General features: G+C 42.1%; 17 protein-coding genes and 5 pseudogenes. 8 read left to right on the top strand and 14 right to left on the bottom strand.

Annotated features, from left to right (window positions below; genetic code table 11):
* Positions 1-35 precede the first annotated feature (35 nt).
* The gene (locus tag F972_RS05340; protein ID WP_004681027.1) at positions 36-380 is read left to right on the top strand and encodes a hypothetical protein; all 345 of its coding nucleotides are present in this window, start codon (positions 36-38) and stop codon (positions 378-380) included.
* A gap of 58 nt (positions 381-438) precedes the next feature.
* Here the strand turns inward: F972_RS05340 and F972_RS05335 are convergent, their stop codons facing one another.
* Positions 439-1,050, bottom strand: a complete 612-nt coding sequence (locus F972_RS05335; RefSeq protein ID WP_004681028.1) for a glutathione binding-like protein — start codon at positions 1,048-1,050, stop codon at positions 439-441.
* A gap of 261 nt (positions 1,051-1,311) precedes the next feature.
* Here F972_RS05335 and trmB point away from each other — a divergent pair, with 261 nt between their 5' ends.
* Positions 1,312-2,028 carry a tRNA (guanosine(46)-N7)-methyltransferase TrmB gene (trmB, locus tag F972_RS05330; RefSeq protein ID WP_004681029.1) on the top strand — a complete coding sequence of 239 codons (717 nt, stop codon included), beginning with the start codon at positions 1,312-1,314 and terminating at the stop codon, positions 2,026-2,028.
* 62 nt (positions 2,029-2,090) lie between these two features.
* Here the strand turns inward: trmB and F972_RS05325 are convergent, their stop codons facing one another.
* The 10 genes and pseudogenes from F972_RS05325 to F972_RS05290 all read right to left on the bottom strand — a co-directional run bounded on the left by F972_RS05325 (position 2,091) and on the right by F972_RS05290 (position 9,929).
* On the bottom strand, positions 2,091-3,032 hold the full coding sequence (locus F972_RS05325; RefSeq protein ID WP_004681030.1) for a Dyp-type peroxidase: 942 nt from the start codon (positions 3,030-3,032) through the stop codon (positions 2,091-2,093).
* Positions 3,033-3,119: 87 nt separating this feature from the next.
* Positions 3,120-3,235, bottom strand: a pseudogene (locus tag F972_RS15780) (formate dehydrogenase accessory sulfurtransferase FdhD); the annotation flags it as partial.
* A 223-nt stretch (positions 3,236-3,458) separates the two neighbouring features.
* Entirely contained in the window at positions 3,459-4,241 is a 783-nt protein-coding gene (locus F972_RS05320) for a Rossmann-like and DUF2520 domain-containing protein (RefSeq protein ID WP_004681031.1), read from the bottom strand.
* 128 nt (positions 4,242-4,369) lie between these two features.
* The gene (locus F972_RS05315; protein ID WP_004681032.1) at positions 4,370-5,332 is read right to left on the bottom strand and encodes a hypothetical protein; all 963 of its coding nucleotides are present in this window, start codon (positions 5,330-5,332) and stop codon (positions 4,370-4,372) included.
* The gene (locus F972_RS05310) at positions 5,280-5,939 is read right to left on the bottom strand and encodes an IS1595-like element ISAba36 family transposase (protein WP_000782406.1); all 660 of its coding nucleotides are present in this window, start codon (positions 5,937-5,939) and stop codon (positions 5,280-5,282) included. The genes F972_RS05315 and F972_RS05310 overlap by 53 nt, the downstream gene beginning before the upstream one ends.
* Positions 5,940-5,974: 35 nt before the next feature.
* Positions 5,975-6,142: pseudogene (locus F972_RS15775) on the bottom strand (DUF1311 domain-containing protein); the annotation flags it as partial.
* A gap of 274 nt (positions 6,143-6,416) precedes the next feature.
* On the bottom strand, positions 6,417-6,989 hold the full coding sequence (locus F972_RS05305; protein WP_004681034.1) for a hypothetical protein: 573 nt from the start codon (positions 6,987-6,989) through the stop codon (positions 6,417-6,419).
* A gap of 184 nt (positions 6,990-7,173) precedes the next feature.
* Positions 7,174-8,406, bottom strand: a complete 1,233-nt coding sequence (locus F972_RS05300; RefSeq protein WP_004681036.1) for a dihydroorotase — start codon at positions 8,404-8,406, stop codon at positions 7,174-7,176.
* 12 nt (positions 8,407-8,418) lie between these two features.
* Positions 8,419-9,435 (bottom strand): aspartate carbamoyltransferase catalytic subunit, encoded by a 1,017-nt coding sequence (locus F972_RS05295; RefSeq protein ID WP_004681037.1) that lies wholly within the window; start codon positions 9,433-9,435, stop codon positions 8,419-8,421.
* A gap of 119 nt (positions 9,436-9,554) precedes the next feature.
* Positions 9,555-9,929, bottom strand: coding sequence for a hypothetical protein (locus F972_RS05290; protein WP_004681038.1), 375 nt, complete (start codon positions 9,927-9,929; stop codon positions 9,555-9,557).
* A 248-nt stretch (positions 9,930-10,177) separates the two neighbouring features.
* Here F972_RS05290 and rlmKL point away from each other — a divergent pair, with 248 nt between their 5' ends.
* A complete protein-coding gene (rlmKL, locus tag F972_RS05285) occupies positions 10,178-12,382 on the top strand; it encodes a bifunctional 23S rRNA (guanine(2069)-N(7))-methyltransferase RlmK/23S rRNA (guanine(2445)-N(2))-methyltransferase RlmL (RefSeq protein ID WP_004681040.1) in 2,205 nt (734 codons plus the stop codon).
* Positions 12,383-12,495: 113 nt separating this feature from the next.
* On the opposite strand, the gene F972_RS05280 is transcribed toward rlmKL, so the two are convergent.
* Together F972_RS05280 and clpB are read right to left on the bottom strand one after the other, a co-directional pair.
* Complete coding sequence (locus tag F972_RS05280) at positions 12,496-12,984, bottom strand: hypothetical protein (protein ID WP_004681042.1); 489 nt, start codon at positions 12,982-12,984, stop codon at positions 12,496-12,498.
* A gap of 171 nt (positions 12,985-13,155) precedes the next feature.
* Positions 13,156-15,735 (bottom strand): ATP-dependent chaperone ClpB, encoded by a 2,580-nt coding sequence (gene clpB, locus F972_RS05275; protein ID WP_004681043.1) that lies wholly within the window; start codon positions 15,733-15,735, stop codon positions 13,156-13,158.
* Between the two features lie 217 nt (positions 15,736-15,952).
* Here clpB and F972_RS15150 point away from each other — a divergent pair.
* Positions 15,953-16,090 (top strand): annotated as a pseudogene (locus tag F972_RS15150) (M23 family metallopeptidase); the annotation flags it as partial.
* Between the two features lie 62 nt (positions 16,091-16,152).
* On the opposite strand, the gene F972_RS05270 reads toward F972_RS15150, so the two are convergent.
* A complete protein-coding gene (locus F972_RS05270) occupies positions 16,153-16,581 on the bottom strand; it encodes an OsmC family protein (protein WP_004681045.1) in 429 nt (142 codons plus the stop codon).
* Positions 16,582-16,728: 147 nt separating this feature from the next.
* On the opposite strand from F972_RS05270, the gene crp reads away from it, so the two are divergent.
* The 4 genes and pseudogenes from crp to F972_RS05250 form a co-directional block, all read left to right on the top strand.
* Positions 16,729-17,436 carry a cAMP-activated global transcriptional regulator CRP gene (gene crp / locus F972_RS05265; RefSeq protein ID WP_004681047.1) on the top strand — a complete coding sequence of 236 codons (708 nt, stop codon included), beginning with the start codon at positions 16,729-16,731 and terminating at the stop codon, positions 17,434-17,436.
* Positions 17,437-17,652: 216 nt separating this feature from the next.
* A complete protein-coding gene (locus F972_RS05260) occupies positions 17,653-18,429 on the top strand; it encodes a M48 family metallopeptidase (RefSeq protein ID WP_004677951.1) in 777 nt (258 codons plus the stop codon).
* A 101-nt stretch (positions 18,430-18,530) separates the two neighbouring features.
* Positions 18,531-18,905: pseudogene (locus F972_RS05255) on the top strand (IS701 family transposase); the annotation flags it as partial.
* Between the two features lie 64 nt (positions 18,906-18,969).
* Positions 18,970-19,306, top strand: a pseudogene (locus F972_RS05250) (transposase); the annotation flags it as partial.

The following is a 19,306-nucleotide window of genomic DNA, read 5'->3' as shown; positions in this document are numbered from 1 at the left end:
ATCCTATTGGATGCCACAACGAAAAGGAACGAAAAATGAATAAATTACTTGTTACATTAGGTCTCGCTGCTACTGTTGCACTTGTGGGCTGTAATAAAGATAAAGCGCCTGAAACAGGTGCAACTACGGGTGAACATTTAGAAAACGCTGCTGAACAGGCTGGTGCTGACATCAAAGACGCAACAGCAACAGCAACTGACAATGTTGCGACCGCAGTTGATAATGCGGGTGATCAAATTGATGCTGCTGCCGATCATACTGCGAATGCGACTGCGGAAGCTGCTGCAAAAACTGAGGCTGCTGCCCGTGATGCAACCGCAAAAGTTGCTGGTGCGGTAGAGTCAGGCGCTGCTGATGTGAAAGAAAAAGCTCAACAATAAGATTTGTTGATGTAAAAAGCCTCTGGTCACAGAGGCTTTTTTTATGCGTATAGTGGAATTAAGCCAATAAGCCCTCATCACGCATGGCAATTTGTACAGACTGACGCTCAGCGACCTTGTTGCGCAAGGCAACAATATTTGGATATGGCGTTAAATCATGTTCGATATGATTTGACCAGTTTGTAATGACAAACAAATAGGCATCTGCTGGACCAAAATTATCATCCACCAGATAATCACACTCTGATTCAGCCAGATAGTTGTCAATATATTTCAATAAACGATCAACTTCAGTATAGGCCCTGTTTTTTTCATCATCGGTCAATTTGCCCGTGAAAAATACCGCATAGGCATCATGCAGCTCTGAGTTAAGATAACCCAGCCATTCAAGCACCTTTGCACGCCCCATGCCTGATGGAGGGATCAAGTCCTGTTTTGGATCGTGCTGTGCCAGAAACGGTAAAATGGCTACATTTTCAGTTAAGATCAAACCTGGGTTGATTTCCAATGCAGGAACATAACCTTTTGGATTGATTTCGTAATAGTCTGCACCTTTTGAAGTTTTATGTGTTTTTAAATCTACCCGTTCTAAATCAAAATCTACATTTATTTCATTTAAAATAATATGGGCCGCCAATGAGCAGGCACCTGGTGAATAATACAACTTCATGTTTGATCCTTGTTATTTAACATTAATGTTTTAAAATGCTTCATCCAAACTTTCAAGCTTTGTTTGTTACTGATTTGCAAAAAAGTATGTTTTTGTACTTTTCACGCATTTTAAGTTGCCATTGATGTGCTGTTTATAAAAATTCTATCCCGATGTTAAGCGCTAAACGTGACGATACCATGTCAAAATCTCACTAAAAATTTGACTTGATCAACTGAACACTTACAATACGGCATTTCTATAATTTATATCCCCAGAATCATGTCAAACGATCAGTTAGAAACGCAAATTACGGAACTTGACAATTTACCTGAGCATCGTGAAATTGTGACGTTTATGCGTCGTTCAGCTCCACTCAACACATCTCAACGCACTGCGCTCGAAGATTATCGTGGCTTAATTCTGGAATATCCTGTTGGCGACCTGCGTCAGCACTTTGAACAGCCAGAACGCCCACTGACTGTGGAAATTGGTTTTGGTATGGGCCGCTCACTGGTGCTTATGGCAAAGGCCAATCCTGAACGTAATTTTGTCGGTATTGAGGTGCACGTTCCTGGTATCGCACAATGTGTTTATGAAGCAGGTATGGCGGGATTAAAGAATTTACGGGTACTGGATGCAGATGCAATTCAGGTACTTCGTGAAATGCCTGACAATAGCATTAACTGTGTACAACTCTATTTCCCTGATCCGTGGCAGAAAAAGCGTCACTTCAAGCGTCGTTTCGTTATCCATGAGCGCATGCAGTTGGTTGAACAAAAGCTGGAGTTGGGTGGTACATTCCACGCGGCAACCGATTGGGAACCCTATGCGGAATGGATGCTGGACGTTCTGGATAATCGCCCGAATCTGGAAAATGTGGCAGGTAAAGGTCAAAGCTACCCTCGCCCTGACTGGCGACCAGTTACCAAATTCGAGCGCCGTGGTATTGAGTCTGGCCATAAAATTAATGATTTCCTGTTTAAGAAAATCAATTAACATCAGAATTTAATTCATAGCGGACAGATTACCGTCTGTCCCTACACCAAATGCAATATGCTTTAGTCACCCAAATCATCTAGAAAATCAAAGGTAGGTACAAAGAACAGGCTACCTGAAACGGCGGTACTAAAATCGAGTAAACGATCAATGTGACCATTTCCCTTACCGAGAAACATATTTTCCAGCATGGTCTTGGTAATATTGAATGAGCGCGAATAACCGATAAAGAACGTGCCATATTCCCCCTCGGTTGGATTGGAGAATGGCATATTGGCCCTTAGAATTTTTAACTCGTTGCCCTCTGCATCATGTGCCTTACTCACCACATTATGCGCATTTTGGGGCTTCACATCATCACCCAGTTCAACATCATCATATTTCTTTCGACCAATCACTTTTTCCTGTTCTTCAGTGGTCAGGCTTTTCCATATCTCCATGTTATGCAAATATTTCTGGATAAAGACATAACTACCACCAAGGAACTCGACATCTTCCTGTCCGACATAGGCAATATCCTTGGCAATTTCATGTTCAGGATTTTCCGTACCATCCACAAAACCAAGAATGGCACGACCATCAAAGTATCTAAAACCCTTGGTTTCGCTGATCGGATAGGTATGTTCCTTTAACTGATCATGCAGAATGGAAGCCAGTTCATAGCAAATCGCCATTTGGTTGGCACGAATATGAAAAAACAGGTCTCCTGTGGTTGCAACCGCTGTATGTCGAGGTCCCTTGAGTTCCTGAAACGGCACAAGCTCCTTAGGCTTATTCATTTCGGGAAATAAAAGGTCCCAGGCATGCGAACCAATCCCTACAGAAGCACTGAAATTTCCCTGCGGAAAACGGTTGGTCAGACTACGTACCAAAGCGGAGAAATTGGCCAAAAAGTCAATAATTTCTGAGTGATCAGGATTGGTATTGATGCCCAACACAATAAACAGGGCATTCTCACCTGAAAGATTATTGATCACAGGTTGTGGTCTTAAAGATATATTCATAATTTTTCGGAATGGATGAGTTCAGTTCGCTTATCCTACACATATCATTTTGTTTTAGGTATCAGCTCAAAAACAAATGTTTAAGATTTATTCAGTATATAAAACAAAACCATTGCCACGGCAGAAACTTGCCAAAGTGAGATTGACCTTTTTGCCATCTCAATTGTCATACTGGTTGGTGCAGAAATCGTTGCCAATAATGCATACAACACTGCTGAGCGTAGCCATTATTCTCTTGTTTATGCTTTTTTTGCTCTGAATTGTCCATGCGACCGTCCTCATCTGAGCTATTTTTATCTAAAATTCGCTTTAGATTGAACATGAAAAGGCAACATTTACTATGCTGAATATGTTCGATTGCATTAATGCATTCTGGAATATCCAAACGCCTCAGCCTAGATGACAGGCTTATTCATAAAGCTTAACTCATCCATTGATTTGGTGGTGTTTAAAAATCCCCTCACTCAGCAATACATAGATATTCTGTAAATCCTTACGATCTGCCTCAGCCAGCAACTGACCATGCATCTGTAGAATATTCTGGTCACCCCGCATGGCAGGCCCAGTTTGCATGGTTTTCGGATCATGCTTTGTGGCCTTGTCCGCAGTTTCCAGAATCAGGGGATAAAGCAGGCTAAAATCAACTTGTTCAGCCTCAACAATCTGCTGGGCCATGTCATAACAATAATTACTGAAATTACATGCAAACACTGCCGCCAGATGCAGGGTCTGACGCTGCTTGGAACTGTATTGATAAACTTGGCTACTTAGGCTATTTGCCAATTGTGTTAAAGCTTCCAAGTCTTGCTGCTCAGTTGCTTCCACAAACAATGGCGTTTCCAGCCAGTTCACTTCACGCTCAAAGCTAAAGGTTTGCAGTGGATAAAATACACCTGCCCGCGAATGTGTGTGCTCAATGACTGCTAGGCTGGTACTACCAGAGGTATGAACGATCAAATTTTGTGGTAAATATCCAGTAATTGAATAAATGACTTGGGAAATGGCCTGATCACTTACTGCAACAATTACTAGATCAACCTGTGGATCAAGCTGGCAGGGACTGTCGATTGCCTGTGCATCAAGCTGCTGCGCCAACTTTTGCGCATGGGCCAGCTTAGGGCTAAAGACCTGTACAATCTGATGTTGGTTCTGTAATGCCAACGCCAAATGGGTTGCCACACGCCCAGAACCAATGAGGGTGATTTTCATAGCAGCTCTCTATCAGGAAATTTGCTCAAGCATAGCAAAATGAAATACAAGAAATAAAATCGAGCTATGGATAGCTCGATTTTATGCAGAAATCTCAATCAACCCGTTTAAAAGTTAAAAAAGACCTGTTAATTAAACACATTATTCAAGTAAACCACACGCTCAACCGTACGCTTGGTGAAACATTGCGTATATTGCATATCCTGATTCTGCTGACGCATTGCATCATTCCAGTACCGTGCCTGCTTTTGATAGGTTTCCATATCTTTTTCAGCAATATCATAGACACTCTTTTGTGACAGCACCTTACAGTCCACATCGCGTTTTTCAAACCAGTCGGACTGGTCTTGCTGCAACTGTGCTTTTTGCTCAGGCGTAAATTGATCCCAAGCTTGATTTAAACGCTCAACCTGTTTGGCTTTTTCAGCATCTAACTCTTTTTTACGCACATCCATAGCTTTTTGTGCCAAGTCAGTTTGAGCAGACTCATTGGCATCATACTCTTGTTGATATGCTGCCCCTTCTTTTTCAATCCGCTGATTTTCCTTTAAATAAGCAACATACTGCACCGCCCTTGTTGCCATAAACACCACACCCTCAATCACAGAGTTCTGACTTGGGATATTAAAGACCAAACCATCTTTATCCGTTTTGGTGAGGTCATACAAGAACTCGCCTTTTAATTGGTCATCTTCAAGACTTAGTGGATATTCGCTATCGGAAAAATGATCATTCAGGGTATATGGCTTACAACTCTCTTCACACTCCCCATCACCCTGATATTTTTGTTCTTCAAAATAGGCATTTTCTGCACGTTTCTGTAAGCCTTTCGGGAAAGAAATCACCAACTGGCTTTCGCAGTTTAATTTGGTTGTTGATGCTTCCCCACTCTCAGCCTCTAAAGTACGCACATTGGTAATTTCAAACTTGAGTCCCTTGTTGATTTTATCAAGAATGTCATAGTCAGACTGGTAGTCACTTTGTCTTAAACTACGGTCAATCTGTTTTAAATATTCTTTGGGGCTGTAGTAGATAAGGTCAAATACCCGTCCAATCCAACAGTATTTCGAGCTGTTGTTTTGGACTCCCATAGTTAAATCTAAACTCACATTCTTTAATAAACAATGGAAAGGCATTTCGGTCAATCCCATTGTACTTCCTTAGGATGCGTTTAGCTTGATTCCAGAAATTTTCTACACCATTAATATGATTTCGACCTTTTGCAAAATCTTTAGAATGGTTAATTCGCTCATGATAAAAACAATTAACATCAAGCACATTGTAGCTTCGATAGCTATCAGTATAAACCACACTATCAGGCGCTACTTTACGTGTAATAACAGGCATTAATGTATCAGACTTGGTATCAGGGACAACCTTGACATAAACCATACCACCGCGCTTTAGTATACCAAATACAGCCACTTTTCCACCAGCACCACGCCCACGCTTTCCCTTACGAGTGCCACCAAAGTAGCTTTCATCTAACTCAACCTCTCCCTCAAAAATATCATCGGCAGTTTGGTCAAGGTGGTACATGATTATTTCACGTATTTTTCTATAAAATAGTGCCGCAGTATTAGGCTGAATATCCAGCAAATTGGCCGCAGTTCTAGCTGTTACCTCAGCAACAAAGAACTCGACAAGCTTTCTTTGGGTATTTTTATCTAATTTACAACGATTTATCTTCATTTTCATAGAGTAGCACTTCTGCTAATCTACTACAGCCCCTATTCTTTTTTCAACGCCGCCTGAATATGGTTGAGATTTTCCTGATTGGTACAGCTCCACTCGGAAGCAGCCGTTGCGGTGTCTTCGGCTTTCTCAGTTGGCTTTAATTTATTACAACCCACCAATAACATTGTCGTTGTCAAAGTTGTAAATATAAAAAACCTGTTCATTTAGAATCACCCTCTTGTCTTGTTTTTTTCTGGCGTATTCTACTCAATTTAAAAGCATATTTTCGAGTTTTTTCTTTATTTTACTTTAAACAGTCCTATTTATAATTAAATAGCTAAAGTAAATGGTCAAAATAAAAAAAGTTATGTCGCCATAACGCTTTTCAAGCATTGCTTAAATAACTGGTTAAGGGCTTACTGAAAATTCAATACTGCGGTTTTTAAAACGCCACTCTTCTGTTGCATTATCTGCCAGTGAATCACATGTCCCCATCTTTCACCTCACTAACTGGTATAACCAAATGAGTGAAAAACTGGCAACAAACAGGGCAAAAAATGGGAAAATTCGATGATGCCTATGAGGCTCAGGTGGCATTTCTGGCAAGGGTTCTTCTGACTGTTCAGGTTCGTTTAATTTAAGCTGATTTAAAGGTAAAAGCACCTCGGCACTCCAAACAGGCAACAGTGCCTGAATCGACACACTATGCTCCCTAAGATAATGAATAATATAGATGGCCTCATGGCCAACCTCAGCTGAAAGCACAGCCAAGCTTTTAGGAATTGCTCGATTTAAGGTGGTCTCTACTTCTGTAACTGAAAGTTTTCCAGCGGCAAGATGTATAAGCAATGAATTGATCACCTGATTATTATTTTCCAGTAAATCAGATAGACAAGGCCTTAGCTTTTCCTTAAGTTGATCAATCAGTTCTGGATTTGCTAAAAAACGACTTAAGAGAATTGGGTAGAATCTTGATAAGATGGCATTTTTTTCATTGACCAGGCAAGTTTGGTCATTGACGATGACCGATGAAACTTTCTGTTTAAGTAACTCGATTGGATTTATAGACATATACTTTACTCCAATTTCCATTCAACCGCTTTATCGTATTAGCCGAGCCTTAGATATTTGTTATTACTTTAATGAATTTTTCTTAGTTTTAATCTGTTCTATAAACTTTCAATACAACACTTACATCACATTTTACAAAGCAGAATAAGGTGCAGTCAACTTATTCTGCCTTTTATGATAATTATCAGGCAAATATACCAATCACCTTACCTGTCAGTTGCTGTCCAATCAATGGGGTGTTTTTCCCCTGGGAAAGAATTGAGGCTTTGGAAACTACCCATTGCAATGATGGATCAACCAGCACCCAGCCTGCCTCCTGTTGCCAGCGCTGTGACATATTCGCCACCTGTGCAGGAATCGAAGTGACTTTTTCCACCCATTCCAGTGGCTCAAATACACCCTCGTTTACCAGTTGCACACCCAGTGCCACATAAGTATCAAAAGCGGTGATTCCAGACTGTGTTTCGGCAAAAGGTGCCATTTTCGCAGAACTGCTTAATGGTTCATGATGGGTACAGATCGCATCAATCACGCCCTCTTTCACACCCTGACGCAATAATGCCTTGTCCTGTTCGGAACGCAGCGGTGGACGCACATGCGCAAGTGCATTAAAACCATCTGTTAGTTGTTCAGTTAAATGTAACTGATGCATGGCGACATCGGCAGTCACAGGCAATCCTTTGGCCTTGGCAGCTCGGATCAACTCCACAGACGCGCCACAGGACAACAGGCCAAAATGAGCCCTAACACCTGTCGCTTCAATCATCAGTAGATACTTGGCAATCGCCACTGTTTCTGCAATCGCAGGAATCATTGGCAGGCCCTGACGTGAGGCAATAAAGCCCTCATGCGCACAACCATCTTTGGCAATTTGCGGTTCTTCCGCATAGAACACCACCGTCAGCCCCAAACCAGCAGCATACTCAAGGGTACGAATCACCACATCATCATTTTCAAAGGCTGCATTGGCATTGGAAACGGCTGTACAACCACCTTTTTTTAAACCCGCCATATTGGCTGGCTGTTTTCCATTTAAACCCTGGGTCTGTGCGCCAATGATCTGCAAATAGATACCGCCATCGAGTTGTGCCTTTTCAATGAGACCATGAATCAAGGCACCATTATCCTGCACAATTGGCTTTGAATCTGGTGGGGTAATCACATGCAGAATCCCATTGGCACGGGCTGCCTTGCCTTCCGACTTCAAGGTGCCATGCTGCTGCTGACCTGGTTCACGCAAACGCGCACACAAGTCCACCATGGTTGGCATCAACCATTTACCCTGCCCATCAATGCTTTCATCCACCTGATCAACGGCTTCAACCAATTTTCCGTTTTCAATAAAAACTGTTTTAACCAGATCAGTTTTTTGAATTGGATCGAGCACACGGACATTTTCAATTTTTACAATACTCATGTGAGCTATCCCTTACAGTGCAATCACATCAATTAAACCCTGTTCCTGTAATTGTCCTTGCATTGCAAGTGCCAATACAGCCATACGAACCGCAATCCCGTTGGTGACCTGCTTGAGAATCACGGACTGGTCACCATCGGCAATGCTGGAATCAATTTCAACACCACGGTTCATCGGCCCTGGGTGCATCACGATACAATCAGGTTTTGCCAAAGCCAGACGTTCTTTGTTAAGTCCGTACATTTTATAAAATTCAGACTGTGACGCTAAGGCAGGTGAATCAATCCGCTCGTTCTGGATACGCAAGGCAATAATCACATCACAGTCTGTCACGCCTGCATCCATCTGGTTAAATAAACGCACATGATCACCATACTCATCAAAACCCACAGGTAGCAAGGTATTCGGCGCAATCACACGAATATCCTTACAGCCCAGCGTTTGTAATGCCGCAACGTCTGAACGTGCCACCCGTGAATGTTTAATATCACCGATAATGGCCACACTGAGTTGTTCAAATGGTTTCTTGGTTTCACGGCGAATGGTCAGCATGTCCAGCATTGCTTGGGTCGGATGTGCATGGCGACCATCACCCGCATTAATAATGGCAACTTTAGGGCAGATATCTTTGGCAATAAAATGTGCGGCACCTGAAGATGAATGACGTACCACAAAAATATCGGCCGCCATCGCCTCCAGATTCCAAAGCGTATCCCGCAGCGTTTCACCTTTTGAAGTACTTGAGCGTGCAATGTCAATATTCAGGACATTTGCAGATAAACGTTTTGCCGCAGCCTCAAAGGTGGTTCGGGTACGGGTCGAGTTTTCAAAGAAAAGATTCATCACCGTCAAACCCTCTAATAAGGGACGGTTGATCAGGTTATTATTGTCATCTAAAAAGCTTTGTGCTGTATCTAAAATCTTGGTCAGGCTTTCCCTTGAAAGGCCCTCAATGGTTAAAAAGTGTTTTAAATTTCCTTGCTGATTCAGTTGAACCTGACTCGGTTGATGCAGGGCTGCAATATGCATAATGGATTCCTATGGGTCGAATCACCAAAACCTGCATAGTGTAGCCCAATTCTTGTATTTTCGCAGAACAACTTTTCACCGTTATGTTGCATTAAATGAGAGAGTTGCAACAGATTCGGCTAGCGCAGCGCACCAATATAGTGATGATGAACCTGTGCCTGATAAATCTCTTCGTCAGTCACCTCTATTGAATAGTAGTCATTTTCCTCAACAGGCTGTTCTTTCTCAGCTTCCACCTTAGTTTCAACCAAGGCGAGAGCTGGCTCAGGATATAGGTCAATTAACGGACGCAAGCGCTCAACATAATGGGCCAGCTCGGCATCCTGTGTTGCCAGGGCAATATCCACAATATGTTGTGCATATTCCTTGTTATGCACCAAGTACATCACGTCAATCACGCGACTGGATACCCGTCTTAAACGGACATACATTTGGGTTGCGGTTGCAAAAGCCTCGGCACTGACCATCACTTCATTATTCATGCTTTCTTTCATAACGTCCTCACATCGTTGGGAGAAGTATTTAACGATAATTTATCTAAAGAAATGCAAAATCTGTACCAATTATTAAAATGAAGTAAAAAATGCCCTGCCCCACGTGCAGAAATTATAAACAAACATCAGATCACTTTAAAAAAACCTCTTAATAGATGATAAAGCTGACGATCACACAAATATGCGCCGACAGAACAGGTAAAAATCAGTTAAAATAGCCGATTGCTAAAACCGCTTTGGAACATTGAATGAACGCTAAACCACGTCTAACAGAATATTGGGTGACCTGTGCGGATGGACTGGAAACCTTATTACAACAAGAATTGGAAAGCTTTGGTATTCATGACATTCAACGTTTTGCGGGACGTTTGATTTTTAAGGACACACTGGAACAGGCGTATCGGGTCTGTATGTGGTCACGCCTTGCCTCACGAGTCGTTTTGCCCATTCATAGACATGAGTTGGAACATTCGCATGATGCCCGTGATGTGGCGGAAGAACTCTATGAGGGTGCAATCAGTTTTGACTGGTCTTTAATTTTTGCTCCACAAAGCACCTTTGCAGTGCGCCTGCATGTTGAACGTGAAATTAAGGTCAATACCCAGTTTGCCACCTTACGGGTTAAAGATGGCGTTGTAGATTCCTTTATGGAAGCAGTGGGTAAACGCCCAAGTATTGATATCAAGCAGCCTGAAATTACACTTTATGTGTTGGCAGGTAAAACTGAACACACCTACTGTCTGGATTTATCTGGTGATTCTCTGCATAAACGTGGCTATCGCCGTTTTATGACCGATGCGCCAATTAAAGAAAATCTGGCAGCGGCAATTCTACAAAAAGCTCAATTAGCACAATATCAACCCGATATTATTCTTGACCCAATGTGCGGTTCAGGCACATTCATCATTGAAGCCCTCATGATTTTAACAGATCGTGCGCCAGGCCTAGTTCGACGTTTTGGTTTTAATGGCTGGCATGGGCATGACCGTGATCTCTGGTTATCACTTAAGGCTGAAGCAGCGGAACGCCATGAAAAAGCTTTGGAACAGGCTTTACCTAAATTCTATGCTTACGATGCAGACTGGGAAGCAGTCAAGGCCACCCGCCAAAATATCATTGCTGCGGGTTTTGAAAAACTGCTTGACCAAATCCAGATTGAAGAACGTACCTTAGCGGACTGGGATGACTTTCATGCCGAGGGCAAGAAAGCCTTTATTGTGACCAATCCTCCTTATGGGGAACGTTTGGGAGATAAAGCATCAAACCGCTCTTTATATCTGGGTTTATCGGCTCTATTACAGAAGAATTTTCCAAACCAGCGTGCCGCAATTATTGCCGCACAGGTTGAACAGGCAGATGTACTGGCATTTAACGACCCACAAACCTTACGTTTAATGAATGGTAAATTACCAATCTACGTGCGTTTTGGCACCATCAAGCCAGCAACTGTCACCCAACCCTTTTTGGCAACATGGCAACCACAACAGTTTGAAAAAATCGAGGGTGCTGAGGATTTTACCAACCGTTTGCAAAAAAACATGCAGGCCTTAAAAAAATGGGCAGTTAAAGAAAATATCTACTGTCTACGTCTGTATGATGCCGACTTGCCTGACTTCAACGTTGCCGTTGATTTATATGGGGATAGATTGCATGTTCAGGAATATGCGCCACCTAAAACCATTGATCCTGAAAAAGCCAAAAAACGTTTTAACCTTGCACTTGCCGCAATCCGTGCTGTGACTGGCTTACAACGTGATGCCATATTTATTAAAACCCGTGCAAAACAGACAGGTACCAATCAATACACCAAACAAAGTACCGCCTCTAAACGCTTTATCGTTCAGGAAGGTGATGCCAAAATTTTAGTCAACTTAACCGATTACTTGGATACAGGTCTATTTTTAGACCATCGCCAGATTCGTCTTCGAATCGCCAAGGAAGCGCGTGGCAAGCATTTCCTGAACCTGTATAGCTATACCTCAACTGCAAGCTTGCATGCCGCATTGGGTGGCGCAGCCAGTACCACCAGTGTTGACTTATCCAACACCTATCTGAGTTGGTCTAAAGAAAACTTTGTACTGAATGGCTTAACCGTAGACCATGCAGATGAACAGCATATGTTTTTTGCCAGTGACTGTTTTGAATGGTTAAAAGAGGGTCATGAGCAATATGACCTGATCTTTATTGATCCACCGACTTTCTCAAACTCAAAGAAATTCTATGGAACATTTGATGTACAGCGTGACCATGTTTCACTGCTTAAACGGGCAATGAACCGTCTAAACAGTGAGGGAACACTATATTTTTCAAATAACTATAGAGGTTTCGAATTGGATGAGGAACTTGAAGCCCTATACGATGTTGAAGAAATTACCTCTGAAACCATTGGACTAGATTTCAAACGTAATCAAAAAATTCATCGTGCCTGGAAAATAAAACACCAACAACTTTGAAACTGAAAACAAGCCACCATTTTGTCTTAACTCGAATGGTGGCTTCACTTATCAGTTTAAAATTTTGAGTATTATATCATGTACAGAAAAAATAAATTCTCGAATAAATTGTATTATTTCTTATTTAAAGTCACGGTACCTGTAACACGCCCCTCAATATCTACCTGATTGCCAGCAGTATTATAGGTATCAGAAAACTCATAGGTGTGTACATTATCTGAATTAAACTCATAAATCATCAAACGATCTGGAGCGACTGCATGAGGTTTAATGGTTGCAGCTTTTTTATCTCGCCCATCCGAAACAGTGTTTCTTTTCTGCTCTTGATAAGGTGATAAAACGCTTTCTGATAGAATTTTAATCCGTACATCACGGAGATTTTGATCGCTTAGTACACGTTGTGCACGCCAGCGTTCTTCCTCTGGCTTTAATACATCCTGCTGGGCTTTTACAATGATGCTCGGCAATGCGTTATTCAGCACGCCTGTTTGTAGTGCCAGATTTACTTCATTCAATGGTTGTGCAGCATGCCCCATTGAAGATAAAGCGATCATAAACAAAATTACACAGCGGTCCGTGTAATGATGTTGCTTATTTTCCATTGCAATTCATCCTGAATTTTTTTCTTATTTGTTCTGAAACTATCAAGTTTTTCATCAAGCCGCAATGTTATTGGTACTTTTCCCCAAAAAATCTGACCAGTTGCACTCATATAAAAAAAGATGGTGATTGGCATCACCATCTTTTTACACATTGGCCGTTAAATTTTTTGCCTAGCTCAACTTGAGTTTCTCAAACACCAAATGACCATCCTCAGCTTTTATCAGGATGTTATCTCCAGGCTGGAACTCACCAGATAAAATCTTCTGCGCCAGAGTATTTTCCACCTGTTGCTGAATTGCACGTTTTAACGGACGTGCACCATACACAGGGTCAAAGCCAGCCTCAATCAATAGATCAAATGCCGTGTCATCCACAGTCAAGCCTATATCACGCTCATTGAGGCGGGAACGTAAACGTTCCAGTTGAATATCCGCAATAGCACGAATCTGGTCTTTTTGCAGTGGATGGAAAATCACCACCTCATCAATACGGTTGATAAACTCTGGACGGAAATGCTGGCTAACCGCATTCATCACCACTGCCCGAATCTCATCATCAGTGGCCCCCTCACCCAGTTCTCGTACATCTTGTGAACCCAAGTTCGAGGTCATCACGATGACCGTGTTTTTAAAGTCCACCACGCGGCCTTGTGAATCCGTCAAGCGACCATCATCCAACACCTGTAGCAAGATATTGAACACATCTGGATGCGCTTTCTCCACCTCGTCAAACAACACCACGCTGTATGGTTTACGGCGTACCGCTTCGGTTAAAACACCACCCTCTTCATAGCCCACATAGCCTGGAGGCGCACCAACTAAACGGCTCACCGAGTGCTTTTCCATAAACTCAGACATATCAATCCGAATCATGGCATCATCACTGTCAAACAGGAAGTTAGCCAATGCCTTGGTCAACTCGGTTTTACCCACACCTGTCGGGCCAAGGAACAGGAATGATCCACTTGGGCGGTTCGGGTCAGACAAACCTGCGCGTGAACGGCGTACCGCATTGGAAACCGCCACCACCGCCTCATCCTGACCCACCACACGTTTATGCAGAAATTCTTCCATCTGGAGCAGTTTTTCACGTTCGCCCTGCAACATTTTCGTTACAGGAATACCTGTTGCCGCACTGACCACCTCAGCAATCTCATTCTCGGTCACTTTGGTACGAATGAGTTTAGGTTCCTCATTTTCCTCAGCAACTTCCGCCTGTTCCAGACGCTTTTGTAACTCTGGAATCACACCATATTGTAGGCGTGCTGCTTCCGCCAAATCACCCTCACGTTTGGCTTTTTCCAAAGCAACCCGTGCTTGATCCAATTCGATCTGGGCTTTTTTATCACCCTCAACCAGTGTTTTTTCAGCTTTCCAGATTTCTTCCAGATCATTGTACTCTTTCTGCTTTTCAGCAATTTGCTGCTCAAGATGATTGACTTCAGCCTTACTGCCTGCATCTTCATCTTTTTTCACCGCTTCCAACTGCATTTTCAACTGGATGAGACGGCGATCAAGCTTATCCAGTGCCTCTGGCTTAGAGTCGATCTCCATTTTAATCCGTGAAGCCGCCTCATCAATCAGGTCAATCGCTTTATCTGGCAACTGACGGTCAGTGATGTAACGATGTGACATTTTCGCCGCCCCAATAATCGCGGAATCCAAAATTTGTACACCGTGATGGGTTGCATATTTCTCTTTAAGACCACGCAAAATCGCAATGGTATCTTCCACACTTGGCTCATCCACCAACACTTTCTGGAAACGACGCTCAAGCGCTGCATCTTTCTCAATATACTGGCGATATTCATCTAGAGTGGTAGCACCAACACAGCGTAGTTCACCACGCGCCAACGCAGGTTTAAGCATGTTACCTGCGTCCATTGCGCCATCGCCCTTACCCGCGCCTACAAGGGTATGCAGCTCATCAATAAACAAGATGATTTCGCCTTCATGTTTGGCAAGGTCTTTCAGCACCGCTTTTAAGCGTTCCTCAAACTCACCACGATATTTTGCACCCGCTAGCAACGAACCCAAGTCCAGTGAAAGCACACGTTTATTCTTTAAGCTTTCAGGCACCTCACCATTGACGATGCGTTGTGCCAAGCCCTCTACAATCGCGGTTTTACCGACCCCAGGTTCACCAATCAGCACAGGGTTATTTTTGGTACGGCGTGACAACACCTGAATGGTACGGCGGATTTCATCATCACGCCCAATCACAGGGTCTAGCTTGCCTGCCAAGGCACGCTCGGTTAAATCAATGGTATATTTACTGAGTGAGTCACGTTGATCTTCATGGTTATTGGTGGTCACTTTTTCTGTTCCTCTAATTTTTTCAATGACTGCACGTAATTTCTGTGCAGTTGCACCTGAGCTTTCAATAATTTTTTTGGTTTCACCCTGTTCAGCCAATGCCAATAGCACCCAATCAGTGGATAAAAATTCATCCCCTGCTTTTTGTGCATAACTATCAGCTAAATTTAAAATGCGTACCGCTTCTGGATTTAAATTGACGTCACCCGTCGGATTACTAATCGTTGCAGCATCATTTAATGCCTGATTCAGTTTTTGCATTAAGGTGGGTAAATCAGCCCCTGCTTGCTGCAACAGACTCTGGTTAGCAGGTTCTTCCAGCAATGTCATAAGGATATGAATCCCTGCAATTGCGGTATGGTCCTTGCCTATTGCCAGTGACTGTGCATCTGAGAGTGCTTGCTGTAGGCGGTTTGTAAATTTTTCAAAGCGCATTCTTGTTATTCCTCACAACAAATTTTTAACTTATCACTAAGATGCGAACAGTTTTTAGATTTTCAAATAAAATTTATATGTTTTTCCAAAATCTTATAAAACAAAATATGGATAACACTCAGTAACAATATGGGTCTATAAATAATATATTTCAAGTATGTTTTGTATAAATTTTCGGTCTTTTCCAATTTGCACAGAACCTTTATTGTACTTTTATGTGGAAAAAGGACAGCATATTCGTCAGGGTGAACAATTTGGACTGGTCGGGAAAACTAGGCGTGTGACGGGCGCGCACCTACATTGGGGAATGAGCCTGAACAATGCTCGGGTAGATCCACAATTGTTCATAAAGTAAAAACATAAACTTATAAAAAAGTAATCTATGGCAATAGATCACTTTTTAGAAATATTTAACAATCAGGCATTATCCACTTCAATAATTTCAAAGTCATGGGTAATTTCCACCCCACCATCCGAAAGCATTTTACTTGCTGAACAGTATTTTTCCGCTGACAGTTCAACTGCCTTTTCAACCTGCTTGGCTTTTACCGCTTTACCTGTCACAATGAAGTGTAGATGGATTTTTGTAAACACGGCTGGGATTGCATCTGCCCTTTCGGCTTTTAAGTGACATACAACATCTGTGACATCTTGACGGGATTTCTTTAAAATGGTCACAATATCAAACGAAGCACAACCACCAAGTCCCATTAAAATCAATTCCATAGGACGTGGACCACGGTTTTCACCTCCATATTCTGCGGAACCATCCATCACCACACTGTGGCCACTTTCCGATTTCGCTTCAAAAGCAACATTCTCTAACCAATGTACACTTGTTTGCATTGCAACTACCCAAAAAACGTTATAAATTTACCTAGTTCTTGTACACTAACATAAAATGAGTTGATAAGGAATTTCATCTCTTCTGTGTAGAAAAGGCTTTAACAAAGCCTGTGCGATCGGTTTCATCCAAATTCGGAAATTTTAAGCATGACTTCAAATTTTTCACAACTTAGCACTGATGCTTTATCTCCAGGCCAACTGCCTGAGTCAGTAAAGGCTTTGCTAAAACGTGCTCATATTAACAGATACCCTAAACGCACCACGATTATTGATGCTGGAACTGAATCAAAATCACTGTATTTAATTTTAAAAGGTTCAGTGTCAATTATATTACGTGAAGATGATGAGCGTGAAATTGTTGTCGCCTACCTCAACCCAGGCGACTTCTTTGGTGAAATGGGTCTTTTTGAAAAGAATCCTCAACGTACCGCAGAAGTACGTACCCGAGATGTATGTGAGATTGCTGAAATTTCCTACGACAATTTCCATGAGTTAAGCAAGCAATACCCTGACCTAAGCTATGCAGTATTTGCCCAGTTGGTACGCCGTCTCAAGAACACCACACGTAAAATGACTGACCTTGCGTTCATTGATGTGTCTGGTCGTATTGCTCGTTGCTTAATTGATTTATCTGCTCAACCTGAGGCAATGATTTTACCAAATGGTCGTCAGATTCGTATTACCCGTCAGGAAATTGGCCGTATCGTGGGCTGTTCACGTGAAATGGTTGGCCGTGTGCTTAAAACGCTTGAAGATCAGGGCATGATCCAGACTGAGGGTAAGGCCATTTTAATTTTTGATACGTCTTTAGAAGAAAATGCTTTTTCTGAAGAGGAGTTTGACGACGAAGATTGATTTCATCAGGCTTCTGTCTCACTATCAAAGCCAGTGCAAAAACACTGGCTTTAATTTTATCAATTTATGTGAAAATTCATGCAATATGACAAAATAGTGATTACATAATTACAATGATTATAGAGCCATTCGGAATGTAAAGCGTTATAAACATTTTTTTATAATCCTCCTTAATCATGACGATATTCATAAAATACTGATTTGGAGCAAATAAGTATGAAAAAATTGGCTTTAAGCTTTTGTGCGATCACTGTAATGACCATTTCAGGCTGTGCCTCATTTGCAGATATGGCGGGTGCAGACAGCGCAACCCTGAATGCGCAATCTGCACAAAGTTTTGCAAAAATGACTCAGGAAGCACGTGCCAAAAACCAGTTGGATACCAGTTCAAGTACCTATCAACGTATTAATAGTGTGTTCCTGCGCCTGAAACCTTATGCTGATCAACTCAATCAAACAGGTCAACGTTTTGACTGGCAACTGGCGGTATTAAAGTCTGATAGCGTCAATGCCTATGTGGCACCAGGCGGTAAAGTGGTGTTCTACACAGGTATTGTCAACAAGCTAAATTTGAGTAATGATGAAATTGCAGCAATCATGGGCCATGAAATGACCCATGCACTTGAAGAACATGCAAAGAGTAAGATTGGTGCGCAGGCACTGACCAACCTTGCGATTGGCATTGGTACGTCTTATGCGGGTACCAATATCGGCGATCTAGGCAATGCCGCAATTAATTTGGGCAGTCAAATTGGTATTGGTCTGCCTTATTCGCGCAATCTTGAAAGCCGTGCCGATTATGGCGGTTTAATGCTGATGGCAAAAGCGGGCTATAACCCAAATGCAGCCATTAGTCTCTGGGAAAAAATGAATCGTTTAGATGGTGCGGGCGGTGCTTCATTCTTGTCAACACACCCATCGAATACACAGCGTATTGGCGATATGCGTAAAAACCTGCCAGCTGCGATGGCGGTGTATAACAAACGCCGTTAATAAGCATTATGGCCTTTCTTACAAGAAAGGCCTATTTCAAGATACTAGGACTTACGCATTGACGGATTCAAAAAAGTATTAAAATAGTTTATAAAGTATCTGTGATCAGACGAACTAAACATGCTTCTACAGCAACTTGTACATTACCCATTTATATGGGCTTTCTCATGACAGAACCGAACTCTATTAGCTGCACACAACTTGCCGAGACTTATAATATCTCGCATGATAGTGTAAATCGCTTTCTAGAGCGTGAAGACTACACACCTCACGACCTATATCAAGAAGCAATTCAACATATTGATAATAATAAACTTATAGTCAGTACTGATGATACTGTTTTAGATAAACCATATAGTCAACATATGGACTTAGTTAGCTATTTTTGGTCAGGCAAACACCACCGATCCGTCAAGGGGATTAATCTCATTACCTTGTATGCGACAGATCAGAGAGGTGGATCAGGAAATTTGAACAACAGCTATAAGTGATATTTTGCTCCCCAAATGATGTTATAAACATCGATATAAGGAGTATTTTATGGCACGTAGACCAAGAAGAAATCATTCAAATGATTTTAAAGCTAAGGTAGCACTTGCTGCGATTAAAGCAGAAAAAACACTTGCTGAATTGAGTGCTGAGTTTGATGTTCATCAAAACCAAATTATTGACTGGAAAAATCAATTGATCTCAGCTTCCTCGCAAGCTTTCGATCAATCAAAAGCTCCAACAGAACCACCCATCGATCTAAAAAAACTACATGCAAAAATCGGTGAGCAGGCATTAGAAATTGATTTTTTAGAAGGTGTGTTGAAGAAACTGGGCCGCTTCAACCACAAAAGTTAATCGACGACTCACTTCAGATTTCAGTATCTAA

This window comes from Acinetobacter sp. CIP 102529 (assembly GCF_000368325.1).
Taxonomy (GTDB): domain Bacteria; phylum Pseudomonadota; class Gammaproteobacteria; order Pseudomonadales; family Moraxellaceae; genus Acinetobacter; species Acinetobacter parvus.
The sequence above is the reverse complement of the archived record's forward strand: the minus strand, read 5'-3'. Positions and strand labels throughout refer to the sequence as shown.